This window comes from Streptomyces sp. NPDC046925, from assembly GCF_040644915.1.
Lineage (GTDB): Bacteria > Actinomycetota > Actinomycetes > Streptomycetales > Streptomycetaceae > Streptomyces.
This window is the reverse complement of sequence record NZ_JBEYWZ010000002.1, coordinates 905,385-929,458: the sequence shown is the minus strand read 5'-3', so window position 1 is coordinate 929,458 and position 24,074 is coordinate 905,385. Positions and strand designations below refer to the sequence as shown.

Annotated in this window: 18 protein-coding genes; 9 read left to right on the top strand and 9 right to left on the bottom strand. The window is 71.6% G+C overall.

The annotated features are described in order from the left end of the window. Positions 1-55 precede the first annotated feature (55 nt). The 4 genes from ABZ906_RS10435 (at position 56) to ABZ906_RS10420 (ending at position 5,030) form a co-directional block, all read left to right on the top strand. Positions 56-1,189 (top strand): M20/M25/M40 family metallo-hydrolase, encoded by a 1,134-nt coding sequence (locus ABZ906_RS10435; RefSeq protein ID WP_361381390.1) that lies wholly within the window; start codon positions 56-58, stop codon positions 1,187-1,189. After that, positions 1,186-2,148, top strand: a complete 963-nt coding sequence (locus ABZ906_RS10430; RefSeq protein ID WP_361380036.1) for a GNAT family N-acetyltransferase — start codon at positions 1,186-1,188, stop codon at positions 2,146-2,148. The genes ABZ906_RS10435 and ABZ906_RS10430 overlap by 4 nt, the downstream gene beginning before the upstream one ends. Then, entirely contained in the window at positions 2,145-3,251 is a 1,107-nt protein-coding gene (gene menC, locus ABZ906_RS10425) for an o-succinylbenzoate synthase (RefSeq protein WP_361380033.1), read from the top strand. The genes ABZ906_RS10430 and menC overlap by 4 nt, the downstream gene beginning before the upstream one ends. 129 nt (positions 3,252-3,380) lie before the next feature. Continuing rightward, entirely contained in the window at positions 3,381-5,030 is a 1,650-nt protein-coding gene (locus ABZ906_RS10420) for a helix-turn-helix domain-containing protein (protein WP_361380030.1), read from the top strand. 6 nt (positions 5,031-5,036) lie between these two features. On the opposite strand, the gene ABZ906_RS10415 is transcribed toward ABZ906_RS10420, so the two are convergent. The 6 genes from ABZ906_RS10415 to ABZ906_RS10390 all read right to left on the bottom strand — a co-directional run bounded on the left by ABZ906_RS10415 (position 5,037) and on the right by ABZ906_RS10390 (position 11,192). Further along, positions 5,037-6,194, bottom strand: coding sequence for a serine hydrolase domain-containing protein (locus tag ABZ906_RS10415; protein WP_361380027.1), 1,158 nt, complete (start codon positions 6,192-6,194; stop codon positions 5,037-5,039). 158 nt (positions 6,195-6,352) lie between these two features. Beyond that, positions 6,353-7,330, bottom strand: coding sequence for a formylglycine-generating enzyme family protein (locus ABZ906_RS10410; RefSeq protein WP_361380024.1), 978 nt, complete (start codon positions 7,328-7,330; stop codon positions 6,353-6,355). Between the two features lie 2 nt (positions 7,331-7,332). Then, positions 7,333-8,316 carry an aliphatic sulfonate ABC transporter substrate-binding protein gene (locus tag ABZ906_RS10405; protein ID WP_361380021.1) on the bottom strand — a complete coding sequence of 328 codons (984 nt, stop codon included), beginning with the start codon at positions 8,314-8,316 and terminating at the stop codon, positions 7,333-7,335. A 74-nt stretch (positions 8,317-8,390) separates the two neighbouring features. Then, positions 8,391-9,170 carry an ABC transporter ATP-binding protein gene (locus ABZ906_RS10400; protein WP_361380019.1) on the bottom strand — a complete coding sequence of 260 codons (780 nt, stop codon included), beginning with the start codon at positions 9,168-9,170 and terminating at the stop codon, positions 8,391-8,393. Further along, positions 9,167-9,979 carry an ABC transporter permease gene (locus ABZ906_RS10395; protein ID WP_361380016.1) on the bottom strand — a complete coding sequence of 271 codons (813 nt, stop codon included), beginning with the start codon at positions 9,977-9,979 and terminating at the stop codon, positions 9,167-9,169. Before ABZ906_RS10395 ends, ABZ906_RS10400 begins: the two co-directional genes overlap by 4 nt. A gap of 19 nt (positions 9,980-9,998) precedes the next feature. Then, a complete protein-coding gene (locus ABZ906_RS10390; RefSeq protein WP_361380013.1) occupies positions 9,999-11,192 on the bottom strand; it encodes an ROK family transcriptional regulator in 1,194 nt (397 codons plus the stop codon). Positions 11,193-11,468: 276 nt separating this feature from the next. Here ABZ906_RS10390 and ABZ906_RS10385 point away from each other — a divergent pair, with 276 nt between their 5' ends. Together ABZ906_RS10385 and ABZ906_RS10380 are read left to right on the top strand one after the other, a co-directional pair. Next, positions 11,469-12,953: a sulfatase-like hydrolase/transferase gene (locus ABZ906_RS10385; protein WP_361183520.1), complete on the top strand. Its 1,485-nt coding sequence runs from the start codon at positions 11,469-11,471 to the stop codon at positions 12,951-12,953. 3 nt (positions 12,954-12,956) lie between these two features. Further along, the gene (locus tag ABZ906_RS10380; RefSeq protein WP_361380010.1) at positions 12,957-14,318 is read left to right on the top strand and encodes a family 43 glycosylhydrolase; all 1,362 of its coding nucleotides are present in this window, start codon (positions 12,957-12,959) and stop codon (positions 14,316-14,318) included. 1 nt (position 14,319) lies between these two features. Here the strand turns inward: ABZ906_RS10380 and ABZ906_RS10375 are convergent, their stop codons facing one another. From ABZ906_RS10375 to ABZ906_RS10365, 3 genes are read right to left on the bottom strand one after another with little or no spacing between them, the layout of a single operon-like run. Next, positions 14,320-15,963: an amidohydrolase gene (locus tag ABZ906_RS10375; protein WP_361380007.1), complete on the bottom strand. Its 1,644-nt coding sequence runs from the start codon at positions 15,961-15,963 to the stop codon at positions 14,320-14,322. A gap of 35 nt (positions 15,964-15,998) precedes the next feature. Further along, entirely contained in the window at positions 15,999-16,835 is an 837-nt protein-coding gene (locus ABZ906_RS10370) for a mycofactocin-coupled SDR family oxidoreductase (protein ID WP_361380004.1), read from the bottom strand. A 53-nt stretch (positions 16,836-16,888) separates the two neighbouring features. Then, on the bottom strand, positions 16,889-17,932 hold the full coding sequence (locus ABZ906_RS10365; protein ID WP_361380001.1) for an Lrp/AsnC ligand binding domain-containing protein: 1,044 nt from the start codon (positions 17,930-17,932) through the stop codon (positions 16,889-16,891). 115 nt (positions 17,933-18,047) lie between these two features. On the opposite strand from ABZ906_RS10365, the gene ABZ906_RS10360 reads away from it, so the two are divergent. The 3 genes from ABZ906_RS10360 to ABZ906_RS10350 all read left to right on the top strand — a co-directional run bounded on the left by ABZ906_RS10360 (position 18,048) and on the right by ABZ906_RS10350 (position 24,036). Then, positions 18,048-19,598, top strand: coding sequence for an AbgT family transporter (locus ABZ906_RS10360; protein WP_361379998.1), 1,551 nt, complete (start codon positions 18,048-18,050; stop codon positions 19,596-19,598). A 65-nt stretch (positions 19,599-19,663) separates the two neighbouring features. Then, positions 19,664-20,803 carry a M20 family metallopeptidase gene (locus tag ABZ906_RS10355; RefSeq protein WP_361379995.1) on the top strand — a complete coding sequence of 380 codons (1,140 nt, stop codon included), beginning with the start codon at positions 19,664-19,666 and terminating at the stop codon, positions 20,801-20,803. A gap of 128 nt (positions 20,804-20,931) precedes the next feature. Further along, entirely contained in the window at positions 20,932-24,036 is a 3,105-nt protein-coding gene (locus ABZ906_RS10350) for a BTAD domain-containing putative transcriptional regulator (RefSeq protein WP_361379992.1), read from the top strand. The last annotated feature ends 38 nt before the right edge of the window (positions 24,037-24,074 follow it).

Here is a 24,074-nt window from a genome sequence, read left to right as displayed (position 1 = left end):
CCGGCTGCCGCACGACCCCGTCCGCGTCGCCCGCTTCGCGGACGCCCTGCCCGCCATGCTCGACGACATCGGGCGCCTGGTCCGCACCGAGTCACCCTCGTCCGACCTCCGTGCCGTGGCGCGCAGCGCCGAAGAGGTCGCCGCGGTCGCCGCACCCCACCTGGGCGCGGCACCGGAGGTGATCACCGTGGACGGCCGCACGCATCTGCGCTGGCGCCTGGGCAGCGGCCCCCGGCGCGTCCTGCTCCTCGGCCACCACGACACGGTGTGGCCCCTCGGCTCCCTGGCCGCCCACCCGTTCACGGTCCACGACGGCGTGCTGCGCGGGCCCGGTTGCTTCGACATGAAGGCCGGACTCGTCATGGCCTTCCACGCCCTCGCCGCCCTCGGCACCGTGGACGGGGTGACCGTCCTGGTCACCGGCGACGAAGAACTCGGCTCGCCCTCGTCGCGGGAGCTGATCGAGTCCGAGGCCGCCGACTGCTCCGCAGCCCTCGTCCTGGAGGCATCGGCCGACGGCGGCGCGCTGAAGACCGAACGCAAGGGAGTCTCCCTGTACGAGATACGAGTCGAGGGCCGCGCCGCCCATGCGGGCCTGGAGCCCCACCGCGGGGTGAACGCCGGCATCGAGACCGCCCACCAGATACTCGCGGTCGCCGCACTGTCCGACACCGGCGCGGGCACCACCGTCACCCCGACCCTGCTGAGCGCCGGAACCACCACCAACACCGTTCCGGCGCACGGGCGGTTCGCCGTCGACGTACGCGTCCGTGACGCCGCGGAACAGACCCGCGTGGACACCGCCCTGCACCGACTGCGGCCCGTGCTCGACGGCGCGCGGGTGGAGGTCACCGGCGGCCCCAACCGCCCGCCGCTGCCGCACACCGCGTCGGACGCCCTCTACCGCCGCGCCCGCCGCCTGGCCGACGACCTCGGCATCGGCCCGCTCACGGCCGCCGCCGTGGGAGGAGCGTCGGACGGCAACTTCACCGCGGGACTCGGCATCCCCACCCTGGACGGGCTCGGCGCGGTGGGCGGCGGCGCCCACGCCGCCGACGAACATGTACTCGTCGCGGAACTCCCACGCCGCACGGCGCTGTTGGCGGCGCTCGTCGGCGAACTGCTCGCCGCCGGTCCGCACCCGGCGCGCGACAGTGAAGCGACAGCGACCGGCGGGAGCGCCCGATGACGGACATGTCAGCTGCCACCCCTCTCAAGCCCGGGGCCGGCCACCGGCTCGCCGCGGACGCGCTGACCGCAGCCGTGGCAGCGGCCCGCGCGGCACGCTGCCACGTGCGGCCCATCAGCGCCCTGGCGGACCTGGAAGCGGCCTGCCGGCTCTTCGAGGGCATCTGGAAGCCGGGCGGCGAAAACGCCCTCGCCACACCTGAGTTGCTGCGTGCCATGGACAAGGCGGGCAGCTATGTCGCGGCCGCTTTCGACGGATGCGAGGGATTCGAGGGACGCGACGGAGAGGAGGGTGAGGCCTTCGGCGCGGAGGAGGGCGCTGAACTGGTCGGCGCCTGCATGGGCTTCTTCGGCCCGCCGCCCGACGGCGCCCTGCACAGCCATATCGCCGGAGTCTCGGCCCGGATGCGCGGCCGCAGCGTCGGCTTCGCCCTCAAAGCACATCAGCGCGCCTGGGCGTTGCAGCGGGGCGCCTCACAGGTGTCGTGGACCTTCGATCCGCTGGTGCGGCGCAACGCCTACTTCAACATCGGCAAGCTGGCCGCCCGGCCCGCGCAGTACCTGCCCAACTTCTACGGCCGCATGAACGACGGCATCAACGGCGCCGACGACACCGACCGCCTCCTGGTGGAGTGGCAGCTGACCGCCCCCGAGGTCGCCGAGGCCTGCCACGGCCGCCACCGGGCCACCGACGCGGCGGCCGAACTCGCGAGCGGCGCCGTCGTCTCCCTGGCCGCCGCGGCCGACGGCCGACCGCTCGCGCACCCCGTCACCGGCAACCGGACCCTGGTCGCCGTGCCCGAGGACATCGAGGGGCTGCGCCGCAGCGACCCGCGGTCCGCGGCGGCCTGGCGCTCCGCCGTGCGCGATGCCCTCGGCGGGCTGCTCGCCGACGGATGGCAGGTGACGGGATTCGACCGCGCCGGCTGGTACCTCCTCGTAGACAAGGACACACAGTGAAGCTCACCGGAGTCGAAATCCGTGAGATCCGGCTGCCGTTGGTGGCCTCCTTCCGCACCTCGTTCGCCACGATGACCGAGCGCACGGCGCTGCTCCTGCGCGCGGTGAGCACCGACGCGGAGGGCTGGGGCGAGTGCGTGGCGATGGTCGACCCGCTGTACTCCTCGGAGTACGCGTCCGGCTGCGCCGACGTGCTGCGCCGCTTCCTCGTCCCCGCGCTCGGCCGGCACCCGCACCTCGACGCGGCCGGTGTCGGCCCCGCCCTGGCACCGTTCAACGGCCACCGGATGGCGAAGGCCGCCCTGGAGATGGCCGTGCTCGACGCCGAACTGCGCGCTCGCGGCGTGCCGTTGGCGCGCGAGCTGGGCGCCGTCCACGACCGTGTGCCGTGCGGGGTGTCCGTCGGCATCATGGACTCGGTGCCGCAGCTCATCGAGGCGGTCGCCGGATACCTCGACGAGGGATACCGCCGCATCAAGCTCAAGATCGAGCCCGGCTGGGACATCGAGCCGGTCCGCGCGGTACGCGAGCACTTCGGCGACGATCTGCTGCTCCAGGTCGACGCCAACACCGCCTACACCCTCGCCGATGCCCGGCACCTGGCCCGGCTCGACCCGTACGACCTGCTGCTGATCGAGCAGCCGCTGGAGGAGGAAGACCTCCTGGGGCACGCGCAGCTGGCGAAGCTCCTCGCCACACCGGTGTGCCTCGACGAGTCGATCACCTCGGCCCGCGCCGCGGCGGCGGCGATCACCCTGGGCGCGTGCAGCATCGTGAACGTCAAGCCCGGCCGGGTCGGCGGCTATCTGGAGGCCCGCCGCATCCACGACGTGTGTGCCGCCCACGGGGTGCCGGTGTGGTGCGGCGGCATGCTGGAGACAGGCCTCGGCCGTGCCGCGAACGTCGCCCTGGCCGCGCTGCCGGGCTTCACGCTGCCCGGCGACACCTCCGCCTCCGACCGCTACTACCGCACCGACATCACCGAGCCGTTCGTCCTCGCCGACGGCCACCTCCCGGTCCCCGACGGCCCCGGTCTCGGCGTCGTGCCGCTGCCGGACGCCCTGGCGGAGGTCACGGTCGACACCGAGTGGATCCCGATGTGACGGAACCCCTGTGACCGGGCCTTTCGGAACACGACCCTTGTGGCAGCCGACGAGATCACCCCACAATCCTGTCGGCACCGACGAAGAGCGGCCGCAAGCACTGCTGGGGGGACGGGGGTACGAGGCACCGTGAACACACAGCCGCGGGCCAGTCTCAGACGAGTCCTGGAGGACCTGGGCACCACCCTGCTCGACCTCGTGTGCGGCGACCCGGACACGGCAGGCGAGATCGGCGGGGTGGTCATCCACGATCCGCTGGACGACCCGGTGCTGCCCCGCCAGGCGCTGGTACTCGGCATCGGCGTCCAGGGGGCGGACGAGACCGCGCGGCTGCTCACCGCCCTAGGCGACGCCGGCGCCGCGGCGCTGGTGGTCCGCGCCCCGGTGCAGACCGACGCGGCACTCACCGCGGCCGCAGAAAAGTCCGGGGTGGCGCTGCTCGCGCTGACCCGCGGCGCCTCCTGGGCCCAGCTCGCCGCGCTCCTTCGCTCGCTCCTCGCGGACGGCGACATCGGCGAGGCGGGGCCGCAGACGCTGGGCGGTACCCCTTCCGGCGATCTGTTCGCGGTGGCCAACGCGGTGGCCGCGCTGCTCGACGCCCCCGTCACCATCGAGGACCGCAGCTCCCGCGTCCTTGCCTTCTCGGGCCGCCAGGACGAGGCCGACCCCTCCCGGGTGGAGACCGTCCTGGGCAGACAGGTGCCCGAACGCTTCACCCGCCTGCTCGAAGACCGGGGCATCTTCCGCTCCCTGTACCGCAGCGACCAGCCGGTCCACGTCACTCCGCCGGGGCCCGACGGATTCCACTTCCCCCGGGCCGCGATCGCCGTGCGCGCCGGGGACGAGGTCCTCGGCTCCATCTGGGCCGTCGTCCGCACCCCGCTCACCGCGCAGCGCGGCCGGGCGCTGCACGACGCGGCCAAGCTGGTGGCCCTGCACATGCTGCGCCTGCGGGCCGGCGCCGACGTCGAGCGCCGGCTCCGGGCCGATCTGGTCTCCACCGCGCTGGAAGGCGGAGCGGGCGCGGCCGAGGCCCTGGGGCGCCTGGGCCTGACCGACTACGCGGGTGTCGTCCTGGCCCTCGCCGTGTCGGACCCTCCCGAGCTGACCGACTCCACCGATCTGCACGCCCAGCACACGGCCGAACGCCAGCGCCTGGCCGACGCCTTCGCCATGCACCTCTCCGCCATCCACGCCCGCGCCGCCACGGCCCTCATCGGCGACGTCGCCTACGGCATCCTCCCGGTGCCGCACCACCAGGAGGACGCGGAGGAGAGAGCGGCCCGCATCGGCACCGACTTCCTCACACGCATCGGAGACCGGCTGACCCCGCTGATCGGCGTCGGCCCCACGGCCCGGGACGGCGGCGCGCTCGCCCGCTCCCGCGAAGGAGCCGACCGGGCGCTGCGCGTCCTGCGCTCCAACGGCAGCCCCCGGCAGCTCGCCCGGATCTCGGACGTCCATGTCGAAGCGCTCCTGCTCGACCTCGCCGACCTCGCGGCCGAGCGGGGCGACCCGCCCACCGGGCCGCTGGCCCGGCTGCTCGCCTACGACAAGCGGCATGACTCCCAGCTGGTCGACACGCTCAGCGCCTGGCTCAACGCCTTCGGAGACGTCCCGGCCGCCTCCGAAGCGATGTACGTTCACCAGAACACCTTCCGCTACCGTCTGCGCCGCGCCACCGAAGTGGCCCGCACCGACCTCGCCGACCCCGACGTACGTTTCGCTCTGATGCTGCAACTGCGCCTGCTGCGCCGCCCGGACGTGCCGACGCGCTGACCTCGCTCACTTCGGGCAGTACTCCGCCTCGATGACCGCCTGGCTGTTGCCCGCCCAGTCGCCGTTGAAGTTGAAGGCGAACGCGTGCTTGCCGTCCGACGAGGTCACGGCCTGGGACGCCGAGCCCTGGATGTTTCCGCCGTGGCCCCAGAGCGAAGTGCCGCACGACGGCTCGAACTTCATCAGGCCGAGGCCGTATCCCGTGATCAGCCCGGCCCCGCTCACCGGGACGGTGGTCTTCATCTCCTTGAGCTGCGCCGCGGGCAGCAGCTTGCCGCCGAGCAGGGCCGAGTAGAAGCGGTTCAGGTCACCGGAGTCGGAGATCATCGCGCCCGCCGAGCCCGCGGCCGACGGATTGAGCTCGGTGACGTCATGGACCGGGTCCGTCGGCTTCGGCGCGAGGGAGAGCTTGGAGTACGCACGCGAGCCCGGCTCCGGCAGCGACGAGGCGGTGCGGGGCACGGAGGTGGCGTAGAGGCCGAGCGGCTGGACGATGCGCCGCTTGATCTCGTCCTCGTACGAGCGGCCCGAGACCTTCGCGATGATCAGGCCGGCGAGCGTGTAGTTGGTGTTCGAGTAGCTCCAGGCCGCGCCCGGTTCGAAGAGCGGCTCGTGGCGCATGGCGATGGCGATCAACTGCTCAGGCGTGTACGTGTCGTAGCGGTGTTCCAGGAACTTCTCGGTGAAGCCGTTTTCCAGGAACTCCGGGTCGGCGGTGTAGCTGGGGATGCCGCTGGTGTGGTTGAGCAGCTGCCGCACGGTGATCCTGCGGCCGTCGTTGCCGTTTCCCTGCACCACGCCGGGCAGCCATGTGTCGACCTTGTCGTCGAGGTCGAGTCTGCCCTCTGACTCCAGCTGGAGCAGCACCGTGGCGACGAAGGTCTTGGTCATGCTGCCGATGCGATAGCGGTCGACCGCCGAGCGCGGCTCGCCCGTCCTGCGGTCTCCGACGCCCGACGTGCCCATCCACACCGAGTAGCCGTCCTTGACCTGTCCGGCGACTCCCGGCACCCCGTCCTTCACCGCGGCGTTCATGGCCGCCCGGGTCTGCGGATGTCCGGGGTCGGTGCCGGCCGTCGCGGGCGAGGCGAACGAGGCCGCGGTCAGGACCGCGGCCGCCACCACACCCCCTGTGCCGATCCGTACTGCGCGCCCTGTTGCCATCTGCTGCCCCTTTCGGTTGCCCGTTCCTCGCACCGGCGCGGTCCGCGAACCGGTGATGCCGGGAAGCTAGGGCAGCGGGCCGGGCCGCCGCTTCGTCGCGGTCGACAAGGTGGGGCGGGGCGCTCATCGGATCCAACGAACCGTGCCGCCAGGCCGGTTCAGCCGATGCCGACGTCCCTGGCCATGCGGAAGCCGAGGTTGCCTGCGGAGCTGTCGACGGTGTTCGCGGTGCGGGCGGCGACGCGATAGCGGTTGCAGTACGAGTCGTGGCAGAGGTAGGAGCCGCCTCGCATCGCGCGGCGGTCGGGGTCACCGTCCTGCCAGGGGTCGGCGGACCACTCCCAGACGTTTCCCGCGACGTTGTGCAGGCCGAATCCATTGGGCGGGAAGGCGTGCACGGGTGCGGTTCCGGCGAAGCCGTCGGCTTCGGTGTTGCGGAAGGGGAAAGTGCCCTGCCAGATGTTGCAGCGGTGCTCCCCGCCGGGCGTGAGTTCGTCACCCCAGGGGTATCGGGCCTGGTCGAGACCCCCACGCGCGGCGTACTCCCATTCCGCCTCGGTGGGCAACCGCCCACCGGCCCACCGGCAGTACGCTCGCGCGTCCCGCCATGTCACGTGGACCACGGGATGGTCCCAGCGGCCGTCCAGCGTGCTGCCGGGCCCTTCCGGTCTGTTCCAGGCGGCGCCCTGGACACCGCACCACCAGGGGGTTGCCCTTGGGCGCGATGACGCCTTGCGCAGGGGGCCCGGCAGGAACTTCGCGAACACGTAGCTCCAGCCGAACTCCTCCGCCTCGGTGACGTAGCCGCTCCGCTCGACGAAGGCCGCGAAGCGGGCGTTGGTGACCGCATAGGCGTCCATGGCGAAGGGCGCAACCGTTACGTCGCGCACCGGCCCCTCGCCGTCACCGGGGTTGGCGTCCGCGTCCTCGCTGCCCATACGGAAGGTCCCGCCGGGCAGGGTGACGAGGTCGGCGTACTCGGCGTGCGGCGGGCGGTGCGCGGCCGCGGCGGAACGTACGGCCCCTTCGGGCGTGGCGGGGCGATCGCGGGCCTGCGGCTTCGGGCCGGAGGGGGCACAGCAGCTCTTCACGCCCGGCTGCGTGCCGTGCCCCGCGGCGTCGGTGGTGGCGCTCATGGCTACTTGCTGTATGCCTTCGTGTAGAGATCGCCCGTGTAGTACTCGCCGGGGTCCGGGTTCTCGTCCAGTTGCTTGTTGCGGACGAAGAAGTCGCCCAGCGACTTCAGCCACTTGTCCACCTCGCCGCTCTTGGTCTTCGCGGCCAGGTCCTTGGTGGAGAGGGTCTCGACGTGCGAGGCGTCGGCCGTTGCCTGGGCCTCGGTGACCTCCAGCATCTTGGCCGTGAGCGCGATGGTCTCCTCGGGGTGCTCCTTGCGCCAGTCGTTGGCCTGCTGGAGCACCTTGATGACCTTGCTGTTCTTCCCCTCGGGCACCTTGTTGCCGGCGACGAACGCCGTCGGGAAGGAGTCCCCGGTGTCCTTGGTACTGGCTATCTCCTCGAGGCCCGGCACCTTCTTCTTGATGGTGTCGATGGCGGGGTAGAAGAAGCCCGCACCGTCGATCTTCCCGGAGGAGAAGGCGGAGACGATGGTGGACGGGTCCATGTTGACCTTGTCGATGTCCTTCGTGGTCATCCCGGCCTTCTCCAGGGCGATGTTGAGGACCATGTCGCCGGACGTCCCCTCGGGCACGCCGACCCGCTTGCCCTTGAGGTCCTTCATGGACTTCATGCCGGGCCGGCCGATGACCCGGTCGGCGTAGGTGAGGGTGTTGACGGCGACGACCTTGGCCTTGCCGGAGGCGGGCAGCCACATCGCGCCGGGGCCGATGTAGCCGTAGTCGAGGTCGCCCGCGCTGAGCGCCTGGATCTGTACCGGACCGTTGTTGAACGGCTTCACCTCCGCGGTCAGGCCCGCCTTCTTCCACAGCTTCTGCTTTTCGGCGATCGCCAGGAGGCTGGCACCGTTGTAGTCACCGATGTAGCCGAAACGGACCGTGCTGTTGTCCGCGGAAGCACTGTCGGAGCAGGCGCTGACGGAGAGCGAGAGCATGAGCGCGGCGGGCAGGGCGACGGCGGCGCGCCTGATCGTGCTTCTGGGCATGCGGGATGTCCTCTCGGGGTGGTGCACGGGAAGGTTCTGCGAATGCCCTTGGGGGAGGGGAAGTTGAGGTGACGTCAGGCGGCCCGGGGCGGGGCTTCCTGGTGGTACACGGAGGTCCACACCTCGTTGCGGATGCGCCGGAACTCGGGGGAGAGCCGGATCTCCTCGGTGCGCGGGTAGGGCAGGTCCACGTCGATGACGCGGTGGATGCGGCCGGGCCTCGCGGCCATGACGACGACCCGGCTCGCGAGATAGACGGCCTCGTCCACGTCGTGGGTGATGAAGAGGACGGTGCGCTTCTCCTGGCTCCAGGTCTCCAGGAGCTGGTCCTGGAGCTGTACCCGGGTCAGGGCGTCGAGCGCGCCGAACGGCTCGTCCATCAGCAGTACTTGCGGGTCGACCGCGTACGCGCGGGCGATCGCACAGCGCTGCTTCATCCCGCCGGACAGCGTCTTGGGCAGCGCGTCGGCGAAGTCGCTCAGGCCCACCAGGCTGATGGCCTGATCGCTGCGCAGGCGTCGCTCCGCGGCGGGCACGGAGGCGAGCTTGAGCCCGAATTCCACGTTCTGCCGCACGGTCAGCCAGGGGAAAAGGGCGTACTGCTGGAAGATCACCCCGCGCTCGGGTCCCGGCCCGGAGACCGGCGTCCCGTCGACCAGGACGCTGCCCGAGTCGGGCTCCTGCAGCCCCGCGGCCATGCTCATCAGGGTGGACTTGCCGCAGCCGGAGGGGCCCACGACGGTGACGAACTCCTGGTCCGCGATGTCCAGGCTCACCCCGTCCAGGGCGGTGAAGGCCGCGTCCTTCAGCGGGAAGGTCTTCACCACGTCACGGAAACTGATCTTGCTGTTCATCGTCGCTCCTGCCAGCCGGTGAGGCGTCGCTCGGCCAGCAGCAGGAGCCGGTCCATGATGAGCCCGAGCACGCCGATCGTGATCAGGGACACGAAGATCGTGTCCATTTCGAACCAGGTGGACGCCTTCTGCATCCGGTAGCCCAACCCCTCCTGCGCGCCGATGAGTTCGGCGGCCACCACGGTGGTCCAGGACGCCCCGAGGCCGATGCGCATGCCGACGAGGATGAACGGCGTGGAGGCGGGGACGACCACCTTGGCGAAGATGGTGCGGTCCGACGCGCCGAGCACCCGGGCCGCGTTGATCAGGGTCTTGTCGACGTCGATGACGCCCTGGAAGGAGGACAGGACGCAGGCCATGAACGAGGCCAGGAAGATCACGGCGATCTTCGGCACCTCGCCGATGCCGAGCAGCACGACCGCCAGCGGAATCAGCGCGAGCGGCGGGATGGTGCGGAAGAACTGGATGTACGGCTCGACCAGGGCGCGCACCGTGGGATACCAGCCCATGAGAAAGCCGACCGGCACGGCCACGGCGACCCCCAGGGCATAGCCGATGAAGACCCGGCGCAGGCTGGCGAGCGTGTCGGACGCCAGGGTGCCGTCGGAGATCATGTCCCCGGCCTTCTGCGCCACCGCCGTCGGCGCGGGCAGGTTCTCGACCAGGCCCAGGGCGGCCACGACGGCCCATACGGCGATCCCCGCCACCACGGCGACGGCGTTGAGGACCAGGGGCCGGTGCCGGGAGCGGCGCGGCTGCTCCTTCCGGCCCTCGGCGGCGGTCTTGTCGACAGGGGTGATCACAGCCATGGGTTCCTCGCTGGTGGCTTCACGCGTTCTCCTCGGAGACGGGCTGCGGGTAGTGGGAGAGCAGGGGGGATTCATGGAGGACCAGGGCGATGCCGCCCAGCGCGCTGCCGGTCTCGCCGAGCGTCGCGCGTCGTACGTCCACGTGCGGCCGGACCATCGGCATCAGCTGTTGCCGCAGGGCGCGTTCGACCGGTTCGAGCAGGGCGGGGCCCGCCTCGGCCAGCTCGCCGCCGACGACGATGACCCCCGGGCCGACGGCCTGGCAGACCGCGGCGAGCACTCCGCCGATGTCGATGCCGACGCGATCGAGGACGTCCAGGGCCGGGCGTTCGCCGCCGGCGGCGGCATCGAGGAACCCGGCGAGGCCGTCGGCCCGGCCACCGGCCTCGCGGTAGCGGAAGAGGACCGCGTCGAGTGAGGCACGCGTCTCCAGGCAGCCGGTCCCGCCGCATTCGCAGGGTCTGCCGGCCGGATCGACGGTGATGTGCCCGAACTCGCCGGACAGGCCGTTGCGGCCGCGGTGCAGCGCGCCGCCCACGACCAGACCCCCGCCGACGCCGTGCGACAACCGCAGGTAGAGCACGTCGCTGCTGTCCGCGGCAGCGCCCCACACCGCTTCGGCGAGCGCCGCGAGCCGGGTGTTGTTGTCCAGGAGCACCGGTACGCCGAAGCGCTTGCGCAGCAGGTCCGGCAGGCCGTCGATGCCCTGCGCGTGGGCGTTCTCGCTGCCGGGGTCGGTGATCGGTCCCACCACGCCGACGCCGAGCGCGCTGAGCGCGTCGAGGTGGACGGCGCCCGACGTGGCGAGCAGTCGTTCCGCGATGTCGATCCGTTCGGGCCAGGACAGATCCGCCGCATGGGCCTCGCTCGCCGAACCGATCACCTCATGGGCGAAGTTGACCGCCGCGACATGCACGGCACGGCGTGCGAAGTCGATGCCGACGGCCTCCCCGGCGGCCGGGTTGAGGCTGAGCTTCTCCACCGGACGGCCGCGCTTGCGCACCTCGACGTGCGGGGTGCCGGTGACCACGGAGCCGTTGCCCACGAGCCCGGCGACGATGTCGTGGAGCGTGGTGCGGGACAGGCCGCTGCGGTCGCCCAACTCGGCGCGGCTCAGCGGGCCGTGCTTGCGGAGCAGCTCGAGAACCGCTTGCTCGTGGCTGCGTCGGAGCCGCGTCAGCGGGCCGTCGTGTTCGTGCATGCAGGACAGCATGTGAGCGCCGAGTATTTTCGTCAATGAGTCGAAACAAATTGTTCACATGAACGCCGTGTCACAGGAAACGCCGTACCGGCAACGGCGTGATCTGCTGGCGGCGACGGCGCGAGCGCACCCGGAACTCGCCTGGTGGCGTACCTCGACGCGATTTATGTACGCACTCTTGACTTAAATCATTGCCGGGTCGGAGCATGCGTCGCACGGCACCTGGCCGAAGCCGATGTGTGCCTCAAGCCGGACCGACCGACCCGAGAGGCCCCCGTGCGCCACAACATGCTCTTCCTGATGACCGACCAGCACCGGGTGGACACCCTGGGCACGTACGGCAACCCGCACACGCACACCCCGAACCTCGACCGGCTCGCGGCCGAGGGCACACGGTTCGACAGCTTCTACACCCCCACCGCGATCTGCACCCCGGCGCGCGCCAGCCTGCTCACCGGGGCCGCCCCCTTCCGGCACAAGCTGCTCGCCAACTACGAGCGCAACGTCGGCTATCTCGAAGACCTCTCGGAGGGCCAGTTCACCTTCTCCGAGCAACTGCGCTCCGAGGGCTACAACCTGGGCCTGCTCGGCAAATGGCACGGCGGCGTACGGCGCACCGCCGCCGACTACGGCTTCGAGGGCCCCGACCTGGCCGGCTGGCACAACCCCGTGGACCACCCCGACTACCTCGCCTACCTGGCGGACAACGGCCTGCCCCCGTACCGCATCACGGACCCGGTGCGGGGCACCACGCCCAACGGCAGCCCCGGAAACCTCCTGGCCGCGCGCCTCCACCAGCCCGTCGAAGCCACCTTCGAGTACTACCTCGCCACCCGCGCCATCGAGATGCTCCGCCGCTTCGCCGCCCAGGAGGACCAGGGAGAGGGCGCCCCGTTCTTCCTGGCCACCCACTTCTTCGGGCCGCACCTGCCGTACATCCTCCCGGACGCCTACTACGACATGTACGACCCCGCCCTGGTCGAACTGCCCGCCTCCGTCAGCGAGACGTTCGCGGCGAAACCGGCCGTCCAGCAGAACTACAGCAAGCTGTGGGCCTTCGACACCATGCCGCTGGAGGAGACGCGGAAGCTGATCGCCGTCTACTGGGGCTACGTCACGCTCGTCGACGAGCAGATCGGCCGCATCCTGGACGCCGTGCGCGAGCTGGGCCTCGACGAGCGGACGGCGGTCTTCTTCACCGCCGACCATGGCGAGTTCACCGGATCCCACCGGCTGCACGACAAGGGCCCCGCGATGTACGAGGACATCTACCGCATCCCCGGCCTGCTCAAGGTCCCCGGCGCCCCGCGGGGCCAGGTCCGCGAGGAGTTCGTCTCCCTCACCGACTGCACCGCCACCATCCTCGACCTGGCGGGCAGCAAGACCGAGCCGGCCGTGGACAGCCGCAGCCTGCTGCCCCTCGTACGCGGCGAGCACCCCCGGTGGGACGAGCACCACCTGGCCGAGTTCCACGGCCACCACTTCCCCTGCCCGCAGCGGATGCTGCGCACCAGAAGCCACAAGCTGGTGATCAACCCCGAGTCCCGCAACGAGCTGTACGACCTCGATGCCGACCCCGACGAGCTGCACAACCGCCATGACCATCCCGAGATGCGGGAGATCCGCGCGGAGCTGACCCGGCGCCTCTACGACCTGCTCCGCGAGCGCGGCGACAACTTCTACCACTGGATGACGCCGATGTACGACGTCGAGACGGACTACGACACCACGCTCTCCGCTTTCGAGACCACCGAGACCACCAAGGAGATCTGACTGATGACCAGACCCGCGAACGACGCGAACTTCGCCCGCCGGTCCGTCCTTGCCGGCCTCGCCGGATCGGTGGGCGCCGCGGCGCTTCCCGCGGGCGAGGCCCACGCACAGCCCTCCGAAACAGCCGGTGCCGCCGGGACATCCGATGCCGCCGGGGCCGGGGCCAAGCACCGGTACCCCGCCAACTGGCCCGACCCCGCGCCGTACGGCACGGCGGACGCCCGCGAGGACCTGTGGCCGCGCGAGGACAACTCCTTCGTGCTGCCCCTGGAGCTCCGTCCCCGCGACAAGGAGCTCGGCCGGGTCTGGATGCGGGACACCTACGTCAACTGCTTCACCGTGGACGGCCGCCCCCTCTATGTCGCGACCGGCACCACCCGGGTGCCGGGTCTCACCGCGGCCGGCCCCTGGAACGACGGCATCTTCGTGTGGACGGCCCGCTCCGTACACGGCCCGTGGAAGCTGGCCGATACCACGAAGATCCGGCCCGACGCCGAGCGCGGCAAGGTCTGGTCACCCGAGTTCGTGGGGGAGAACCGGCCCGGCCGTACGGTCGTCGCCCCCTGGCAGGAGTACTGGCACGACGACGGCCAGTTCGGCAAGCGCGGCAACGCCTGGGCGCCCGAGCTGCACTACTTCCGCGGCAAGTGGTATCTCGTGGCGTGCATGGGCGACCACTCGAAGAAGGTCGGCTCGTTCGTCCTGGTGAGCGAGGGCGGAGTCGAGGGCCCGTACCGCCTGATCGAGGGCAACTACGACAAGCCCTTCGGAGAATCGTTCGTCGGCGGACCATCGTGGATCAAGCACGGCGCGTACTTCCACATCGACGGCAGCATCTACACCGAGGGCAAGGACGCCTGGCTGGTGCTGCACAACCACCTCTACGCCAAGTTCCGCGAGGACATGGAGGACATCGAGCCGACGACGAACCTGCCGCTGTTCGAGCAGAAGCCGTACACACCCGAGCCGTACCTCGAGGGCGCCTACGTGTTCAAACACGGCGGCAAGTACTACCTGCTGCACGCCGCGTGGGACCGTACGTCGATCGACGCCTACGGAACGCCCCGCTACGGCTACGACAACCCGGGCACCGGGCGGACCCAGTACCAGTACGACGCGGTCGTCGCCGTCGCCGACCGTTTCGAGGGCCCGTACTCCGAGCGCTGGACCGCGGGCGTGGGCGCCGGGCACAACAACTTCTTCAAGGACCGCGACGGCGGCCTGTGGGCGACCTTCTTCCGCAACCCCGCCTTCGGCTACTGGGCCGACCCGTCCCGCATCGACGACGCGGCGGTGGCCGGCGTCGTACGCCTGGAGTGGACGGGACCCAAGGGCAACCGTCTGTACGTACGGCGCGAGGCCTAGCTCAGGCGTCCGCCTCGTAGACCGGCTCCCCTTCGACGAACGTCATCTTGACCCTGGTGGTGTGCACTTGGGTGATCTTCGCTTCGAAGGGGTTCCGGTCGACGACGACGAGGTCGGCGAGCATGCCCGGTTCGATGCGCCCGACGCGGTGCGCCATGCCCTCCTGGCGGGCGGAGTTGACCGTGAACAGGTCGAAGGCCTGGTCCAGCGTGATGGCCTGGCCCGGTCCGAAGCTGTCGGCGCTGCCGCCCGGCTCCTGGCGGGTGACGAGCGTTTCGATGGCGGACCACGGGTTCACCGACGGCACGACGCACCAGTCGGAGCCGGGCACGACCAGGGCGCGGGCTTCGAGCATCTCGCGTACCGGCCAGGCGCGTTCGACCGCTTCCGGGCCGACGGCGGTGGCGATGTCGGAGCAGATGGGGGAGGGCTGCCACAGGTAGGGGGACACCTCGAACGTCGCGCCGATCTGTGCGGCGCGCTCGATGTCGCTCTTCGTCACGAAGGTGCAGTGTCCGACGTTGTGCATGTACGGGCCGGGCCCGTTGGCCGCGCGGGCGGCCTCGACGGCGCCAAGGGCTGCCCTGACCGCCGCGTCGCCCGCCGCGTGGAACTTGACGGTGATGCCCATGCGATCGAACCGGGTCACCGCCTGGTCGAGGACGGCCGGGGGTATCGCGAGCATCCCGTGGCGGCTCGCCTCGTCGTCCCGTCCCGCCACCGTGTCCCGGTAGGGCTCGATCATCGCCGCTGTGTGGCTGTCGGTCGGCACTCCGTCGAGGAAGATCTTCACGCAGTCGGGCGCGATGTGCTCGCTGCGGTAGAGGTTCCGTCCCGTGATCACCTCTTCGCACGCGGGGTCGTAGGGGGACCACACCAGACAGAGGCGTACGCGCTGCCTGACGGCTCCGCGCGCGGCGAGGCGGGTGTAGGCGCGCAGTTCGGCCCGTGGCCCCGCGGTGAAGCCGACCGCGGCCTCGGTGAACGACGTGATCCCGTAGGACAGCATCTCGCCGAGCGCCCACTCCAGGGCCGCCTCGACCTCTTCGTCGGACGGTTTGGGGGCCGAGGCGGCGAGCAGATCGGCGGCGGTCTCGCGCTGGATGCCGCTCGGTTTGCCCGCGCCGTCCCTCTCGAAGAAGCCGCCCGCCGGGTCGGGTGTGCCGGGTCCGATTCCGGCGGCGGCGAGGGCCGCGCTGTTCGCCCAGGAGCTGTGCCCGCTGGTGTCCTCCAGGAGGACCGGATGGTGGGGGGCGACGGCGTCGAGCATGGTCCGGTTCGGGGTGGTGCCGAGCGCGGACGCGTCCCAGCGCCCGCCGAGAACCCATGCGCCGGGGGCGGTCCGGGATATGTGCTCGGCGACGATGCGCAGGGTGTCGGCCAGGTTCGAGCCCTGCGGGACCTTGCAGCGGCGCTCGCGGATTCCGGCGTAGATCGGGTGCACGTGCAGGTCGTGCAGGCCCGGCAGGACGGTGTCGCCGGCCAGTTCGATGACCCTGGTTGCTGGTCCGCGCCGTCGCAGCACCTCCTCGCGGCCGCCGACGGTCTCGATGACACCGGCGCGTACGGCCAGTCCGTCGGCCCGGCCCGTCGACGTCTTGACGTGCCCGCCCACCAGGATCGTGTCCGCGTACTGATCGGTCATGACGCTCCACCTCGAGATCGGGTCCGCCCGGCGGCTCAGCGGCGGTTGATGAATCCGGCGTCGACGGGCAGCGTGACGCCGGTGACGTAGCGGGCTTCGTCCGAGGCCAGCCACAGCACGGCGTTGGACACGTCGACCGCTTCGATCACGTCCACCGGAAGGGCGTTCGGCGCCGTCTCGGACAGGATCGCGTCCCGGGCGACGAACTCGACGATGGCCGGGTCGGTGACCATGGCGGTGGCCACGCCGGTGGGGTGCACGGAGTTCACCCTGATGCTGTGCCGGGCAAGGTTGTTGGCGTAGGTGCGCATCAGTCCCACCGCCCCGTGTTTGGAGGCGGCGTAGCCGAGGCCTCCGTTGCTGGCCCCGCCGATGCCGACAAGGCCCGCGGTGGAGCTGACGATCACGATCGAGCCGCCCTGCTCGGCGGCGATCATCGACGGGAGGGCCACCTCGACGGTGTGGAAGGTGCCGGTGAGGTTGACGTCGACGGCGTCGTGCCACGCCTGCACCCGGTCCTCCACGAGCAGCGGCGCGATCCCGGCGTTGGCGACCACGACGTCGATCTGCCCGAACAGGGCGAGCCCGGCGTCGTACGCCTCCTGGAGAGCCTCGCGATCGCGTACGTCCGCCTGCCGCGCCAGGACGCGGCGGCCCAGGGCCTCCACCTCCTCGACCGCGTCGTACAGGTCCTGCGGTGTCGACTGCGGGTAGGGCACGGTGTCGACCGACCGGCAGATGTCCACGACGACCAGGTCGGCGCCCTCCTCCGCCATCCGTCGGACATGACTGCGGCCGAGCCCTCCGGCCGCACCGGTGACAAAGGCGACCTTGCCGTCAAGACGCCGGGGGGATCCGCCGTGCGGGGTCATGTCTGTGATGTACCGCGGGGGAGTCGGCCTGGCCAGGGGGCGACGGGCGCGGGTTATCGGGTGTGGTGGTCGGGCGAGAGGATGTCGTGGGCGCGGGGGCCCAGGACGAGGTCGTCGTCCCGGTCGATCCACTGGCGGCGCAGGACGGACAGGGCGATCAGGGTGTTGAGGCCGTTGAGGCCGGGGAGCGCGCCGAGGTCGTCGGTGACGAACCGGGACAGGTGTTCCTCGTCGGCGAAGACGCCGTGGTGCAGGATCGTGGCCGGTCCGGCGGTCATGACGGTGAACCGCGCGCAGGAGTGCCCGCCGAGTGCGGCGAGCACGGCGGGGATGTGCCGGGGCTGGACGTCGAGGGTGAACAGCGCGGTGATCGGGAAACCGAGGACGGCCGGTTCGATCTCCACCCGGGGGCGGACGGCGCCCGATTCCAGGAGCGACTGGATCGTCCGGTAGGCGGTGGACCGGCTGACGTCGAGTTCGCGGGCGACCTGTGCCGCGGAGACCCGGCTGTCCTCGACGAGGAGCCGGAGCGTGCGGAACTCGATCTCGTTGAGGGGGCCGAGGGTGCTGGTGGCCGCGTCGGGAAGGACATCGGCCTGCCCGCGCAGCTCCTCGGTCTGCCGGGCGGTGAGCCGGTCGAGCCGCCAGGTGAACGCCTCGCGGGCGGAGCGCAGGACCAGGTGCGACTGGATGGAGGCAATGCCGGGGATCCCGGGCAGCGTCCGGGCGAGGAGGCGGCGCGGGTCCGTGCCGGGCAGGGGATAGAGGGTGCAGTAGATGTCCGAGTCGCCGGTGGTGGTCATGAGCGACTGGGCCTGCGGCACCTTCTGGATGGCCGCGGCGACATCCGCGGTGGCGCCCGGCCTGCACTTGATCCACACCACGTAGGGGTTGCCGGTGGTGAGCAGCGACCAGTGCACGGTGCCGATGAAGCGCAGGAGCCCGAGCTGCTGCAGCCGCTGGATGCGCCGCCCCGCCGTGCTGGCGGAGGTGCCGAGGATCTCGGCGACGGAATTCAGCGGTGCGCGGGGCGCGATCTGCAGCGCGGCCACCAGATCGAGGTCCGCGTCATCGAGCCCGTGCTTCATCTCTTGCATGCGCACAGCCTACACAGAGCGATTCTGGCATCTTAGATCTCATGCTTGACACAAAGAAGCATGCAGCTGTCTTATGGCGAGCCATATCGCCACTGGACAGCAGCGGGAGGCCCTCATGACCGAGGTGACGACGAAACAACGGCGTTCGCCGACGACAGTGATCCTTCGCGTGCTGGACTTCGTGGACCGCGCGGGCAACAAACTGCCGCACCCGTTCTGGCTGTTCGTGATCCTGAGCGGGCTGATCGTGGCGGCGAGCTGGCTCCTCGCCACGCTCGACGTCTCGGTGGTCTCCCCTGCCGACGGCAAGGCCATAGGGGTCAAGAGCATCGTGTCCGACGCCGGCGTGGAGATGGTCCTCGGCGACCTGATCACCAACTTCGTGAACTTCCCGCCGCTGGGGCTGATCGTCGTCGTCATGCTCGGCGTCGCGATCGCGGACGGCACGGGCCTGCTCCCCGCCCTGATGCGCGCCGCGCTCGCCCGCGTCCCGGCCAAAATGGTGACCTTCGCCGTGGCGCTGACCAGCATGTTCTCCCACGTGGCCGGAGACGCCGCGTTCGTGGTGATGATCCCGCTCGGCATGATCGCGTTCCGTGCGGTGGGCCGCAGCCCGATCATCGGCGCCGTCGTGTCGTACGTGGCCGTGGGCGGCGCGAGCAGCGTCAGTCCGGTGATCGAGGGCTCCGACGCGATCTTCGCGGGGCTGACCACATCGGCGGCGCACACCATCGACCCGTCCTACTCGGTCACCCCGGTGTCGAACTGGTACTTCTCCGCGGCGTCCTGCCTGCTCCTCGCGGTCGTGATCACGCTGGTCACCGAAGCCGTCGTCGCACGCCGGGTCGACGCGATGAACGCCGCCGAGCCGGAGCTGACCGACGTCGACGAACTGCCCGACATGGCGCTCTCCGACGACGAGCGCAAGGGCGTACGCCGCTCGATCACCGCCGGAGCGCTGTACCTGGCCGCGGTGATCCTCGCGATGCTGCCCGCGGGATCGCCCCTGCGCGGCGACGGCGGCTCCATCGTCGCATCACCGCTGCTCGACAACGTCGCCGTGGTGCTGATGCTCTTCTTCATGCTCATCGGCACCGTGTACGGGCTGACCGTGCGCACCATCACCGCCGCGCAGGACATCCCGGACCTGATGGGGCGAGGGCTGCGCGAACTGGTCCCGGTACTGGTGCTGTTCTTCGCGGTCTCCCAGTTCCTCGGCTACTTCAAGTGGACCAACATCGGGCAGGTCATCGCGATATCCGGCGCCAAGGTGCTCGACTCGCTCGGCGCGCAGCCCGTGGTGATCTTCGTCGGCGCGGTGCTCCTCGTCAGCCTGCTCAACCTCTTCCTCACCAGCGGCTCCGCGATGTGGTCCCTCGTCGCACCGGTCCTGGTGCCCATGCTGATGCTCCTGAGCATCCGGCCCGAGACCACCCAGGCGCTGTTCCGCATCGCCGACGCGCCCACCAACAGCCTCAGCCCGATGAGCCCGTACTTCGTCATCGCACTGGGGTTCATCCGCCGCTACCGGCCCTCCGCGGGGATCGGCACCCTGATGTCCCTGGTCCTGCCCCTTGCCGTCGTCAACCTCGTCGTCTGGCTGGGGATGTTCCTCGCCTGGTACGCGCTGGGCATCCCGCTCGGCCCCGGCGTCCCCGTCCGGTAGATCCCCCGTTCCGTCTTCTCTCCGACCCCGCACACAGATTGGCGCACCCCTTGTCCGCGAAGCCGTTGTCCGCCTGGACTCGCACCCACCTCGACGATCTGCTCACCGACCTCTCCGCGCTCGTCGGCCTCGAAACGCCCAGCACCGACAAGGCGTTGCTCGACACCGCCGCCGACTCGATCAGGTCCCGGGTGGAGGACCGGCTCGGCCCCGCCGCCGCATGGACCCGCCACGAGCAGGCGGAGCACGGTGACGTCCTGACGGCGACCTACCCCGGCACGCCGGGCAAGCCGGTGCTCCTGATCTGCCACTACGACACGGTCTGGCCCGCGGGCACGCTCGCCGAGTGGCCCTTCACCGTGGACGACGGGGTGGCCAGGGGGCCGGGCGTCTACGACATGAAGGCCGGGCTCGTCACGGGCGTCTGGGCGCTGCGGGCCCTGCGCGCCGCAGGACTCGAACACCCCACGGTGACGTTCGTGTTCACCGGTGACGAGGAACTCGGCAGCCCGGTGTCGCGCCCCCTCATCGAGGCCGCGGCACGCGACTGCTCGGCGGCCCTGGTCCTGGAACCCGGAGTCGGCTGGGACGCCAAGACCGAACGCAAGGGCGTCGGCACCTTCAACATCACCACCACCGGCATCGAGTCCCACGCCGGCAACGACCCCGCGGGCGGCGCCAGCGCGGTCCACGCGCTCGCCGAACTGGTCACCACGCTCGCCGCGGCGCAGGACCCCGACGCCGGGACCACGATCAACATCGGCACCTTCGACGGCGGCACCGCCCGCAACGTCGTCGCGGGCCGCGCGCACTGCCTCGTCGACGTCCGCATCACCCGGCAGGACGAAGCCGACCGCGTCGACGAGGTCTTCGCCTCCCTGCGGCCCGCCGATCCGCGGGTCGACGTGCGGATCGGCGGGGAGTGGAACCGCCCCCCGATGCGCCTGACGCCGGCAAGCGAGACCCTGTTCGGCCTCGCCGACGAGATCGCCACCGAGCTGCGCGGACCCCTGGAGCCCATCAGCGTCGGCGGCGGCAGCGACGCGAACTTCATCGCCGCGCTCGGCGTGCCGGTCCTCGACGGGCTCGGCTGCAGCGGCGCGGGCCCCCACGCACGCCACGAGCACGTGATCGTCGACGACATCCCCGACCGCGTCGCGCTCGTGGCGGGACTCCTGCACCGGATGGCCGCCGCGTCCGCCTGACGGTCGCGCGTCCGACACCGGGGCGCCGGGGACGCCGCGCCCGGCAGGCCTCAACTCATCGCTCCGCAGGGGAGGTTAGGGGAGCATGAGACATGAGTAAGTGCCGGTGACGCCTCGGGGGACAGACCATGGCATTGGAATACCGCCTGCTCGGGCCGGTCGAAGCGCTGTGGGAAGGACGTCCCCTGCGGGTGGGCGGACCCAAACCCCGCGCCCTGCTGGCCGCGCTGCTGCTGCGCGCCGGGCATGTCGTGCCCGCCGCGGTCCTCGTGGACGTCGTCTGGGGCGAGGACCCGCCGGAGACGGCCAGGGCGCTCGTCCAGACGTACGTCTCGGGGCTGCGGCGGGCGCTGCCGGAAGGGCAACGGGGGACCATCGAGACGCGGGCGCCCGGGTATGTGATCCGGCCGGAAGCCGGAGCCGTGGACCTCGGGCGGTTCGAGGAGGCGGCCGCCGCCGGACGGCAGGCCGCCGCGCAGGGTGACCACTTCGGCGCCGCCCGGCTCCTGCGTGACGCGCTCCTGCTGTGGCGCGGATCCGCGCTCGGCGGCGTCGGCGATGCACTGCGCAACGAGGCGGCACGTCTCGACGAGGCCCGGCGCTCCGTACTCGAAGAGCGCATCGCCGCCGAACTCGAATGCGGCGGGCGGGAGAGCGAGTTGATCACCGAGGTGAAGGGACTCGTCGGCGCCCACCCCACCAACGAGCGGCTGCGCGGCCAGCTCATGCTCGCCCTCTACCGGGTGGGGCGGCAGGCCGACGCGCTCGCGGCCTTCGACGAGGGCCGGGCCGTACTCGCCGCGGAACTCGGCATCGACCCCGGGCCCGAACTCCGCCGCTTGCACGGAGCGATCCTGCGGGCCGAACCCGGGCTGCTGCGCGCCGAGAACGCCGCGGCGGCGACGGACGTCTCGGCGCCGCAGGCGCCCGCCGCGCCCCGGCCCGTGTGCCTGCTGCCCGCCGCCATCCGGGACTTCACCGGGCGCAAGGCCGAGATCACCGAGGTCGTCGAAGGGCTCGTCGCACCGCGGGACGCGACCCCCGTCGTGGTGGTGTCGGGCCCGGCCGGTGTCGGCAAGTCCGCCCTCGCGGTCAAGGCCGCCCACCTGGCCGCACAGGCCTTCCCCGACGGGCAGCTGTACGCCGAACTCCGAGGCACCGGCGGGCCCTTGCCGCCCGGCGACGTCCTGGGCAGGCTGCTGCGCGCGCTGGGTGCGGCGCCGCCCGAGCACCTTGCCGAGCGCGTCGACCTCTTCCGCAGCCTCGTCGCGGGACGCCGCCTCCTCCTCGTCCTCGACGACGCGGGCAGCGAGGCCCAGGTCCGGCCGCTGCTGCCGGGCAGCCCCGGCTGCGGTGTCCTGGTCACCTCGCGGGCCCGGCTCGGCGGCCTCGACGGGGCCCGGCGCACCGACCTCGCCGTCCTGGACGAGGCCCGCAGCCTTGAACTCCTGGCCCGGGTCATCGGCCCCCGGGACGCGACGGAGGACCCCGCCGAGGAGGCCGCGGCCCGCCGTATCGTCACGCTGTGCGGCGGCCTGCCGCTGGCCCTGCGGATCGCCGGGGCCCGGCTGACCACGCGCCGGCACTGGACCCCTCGCGTCCTCGCCGACCGCCTGGAGGACGAGCGGCGGCGCCTGGACGAGCTGGCCGTAGGGGATCTGGAGGTACGCGCCAGCCTGGGCCTGAGCTACGAATCCCTCGATCGCGACGCCCGCACCGTGCTGCGCCGCCTGGCCGCCCTCGGCCCGTGCGACACGGCCCCCTGGATGGTGGCGCTCCTCGTCGACGGGCCCGAGGACGATGCCGAGGAGGTCCTCGAACGGCTCGTCGACGCGCAGATACTGGACTGGACGGGCACCGACTCCGCCGGTCAGTCGCGCTACCGGGCCCACGATCTGGTACGGGTCTACGCCGCCGAACGGGCCGAGGCCGAGGACTCGCTCCAGGTACGCACGGCGGCGGTGGGACGGGCGCTGGCCGCCGGACTCCGGCTCGTGGAGCGGGTCGCGGAGGAGGCTCCCTCGGGGGTGGTCGTCCTGCGGCCGTACCTCGGGGGCTCGGCGAGCGTCAACCGGTCCGCCGGGGGCGCCGGGCCGCAGTGGGGCGGGGAGAGCACGCCGGACCACGGACCGGCCGCCGAGGCGGGGCAGGCGACCACGCGGCGGGCGCTGGCCGACCCGTACGCCTGGTTCGAGGCCGAGGCCGACGCGCTGGCCACGGTCGTCGAGCGCGCGGCGGCCTTCGGCCTGCACACCCTCGCCTGCGCCGCGGCGACCGTGCTGTGCTCCTCGTCCTTCGCCGTCGGCAACCGTTTCGACGCCTGGTGGCGCAGCCATCACGCCGCGCTCACCGCCGCCCGGCGTGCCGGGGACCGCGCGGGCGAGGCGCTGCTGCTCATCGGCCTGGGACAACTGCGGTTCGAACAGGACCGGTACGCCGAGGCCCAGGACTACTTCCGCCAGGCCGAACCCCTGTGCGCCGCCATCGGCGACCTGCACGGCCAGGCGGCCGCCCTCGCGGGACTCGGCGGCAACCTGCGTGAACTGGGACGACTGGACGCCGCCGACGAGGCGTTGGGCCGCGCGGTCGGCGTGTTCCGGAACCTGGGCGACGACGCGGGCATCGGGCTCGCCTGCCGGCTGCACGGCTCCGTACGTCTGGAACGCGGCGACCACGAGCGTGCCGCGGCGCTCCTGGACGTATCGCTGAGCGCCTACCGGAGCCTGGGCAGCCGTCGGGGAGAGGCGCTCACCCTGCGCTCGCTGAGCCTTCTGCACCGATCCCTCGGAGCGTACGAGGAGGCCGAGCGGCACGCCGGACGGGCCCTCGAGATCCTCGCCGGGCTCGGCGACCCGCTGATGGCGGCGTACGCGGAACGGGCCCGCGCCAAGGCCCGGTTGAGGCTGGGACGCACGCGCGAGGCGGAGTCGGAACTGCTCGGCGCGCTCGACGTGTGCCGGGACTACCGCGACCGCTTCGGCGAGGCGCTGACCCTGCGCACGCTCGGCGAGTGCGCCCTGGCCGAGGGGCGGCACCAGGAGGCACAGAAGCGGCTCGACGCCGCCGTGCGCCTGTGGGACGCCCTGGAGTTACGGCTGCCCCGGGCCCGCACGCTGCGCGATCTCGCAGCGGCCCGTGAGGCGCTGGACGACGGGCAAGGGGCGGCGGAGCTGCGCAGGGAGGCGATGTCCGTGTTCACGGAGTGCGGCACGCGGGAGCGCACCGAGCTGTGAGCCGGCGGGAGCTGTAAGCCGCTGTGAGCGGTGTTACG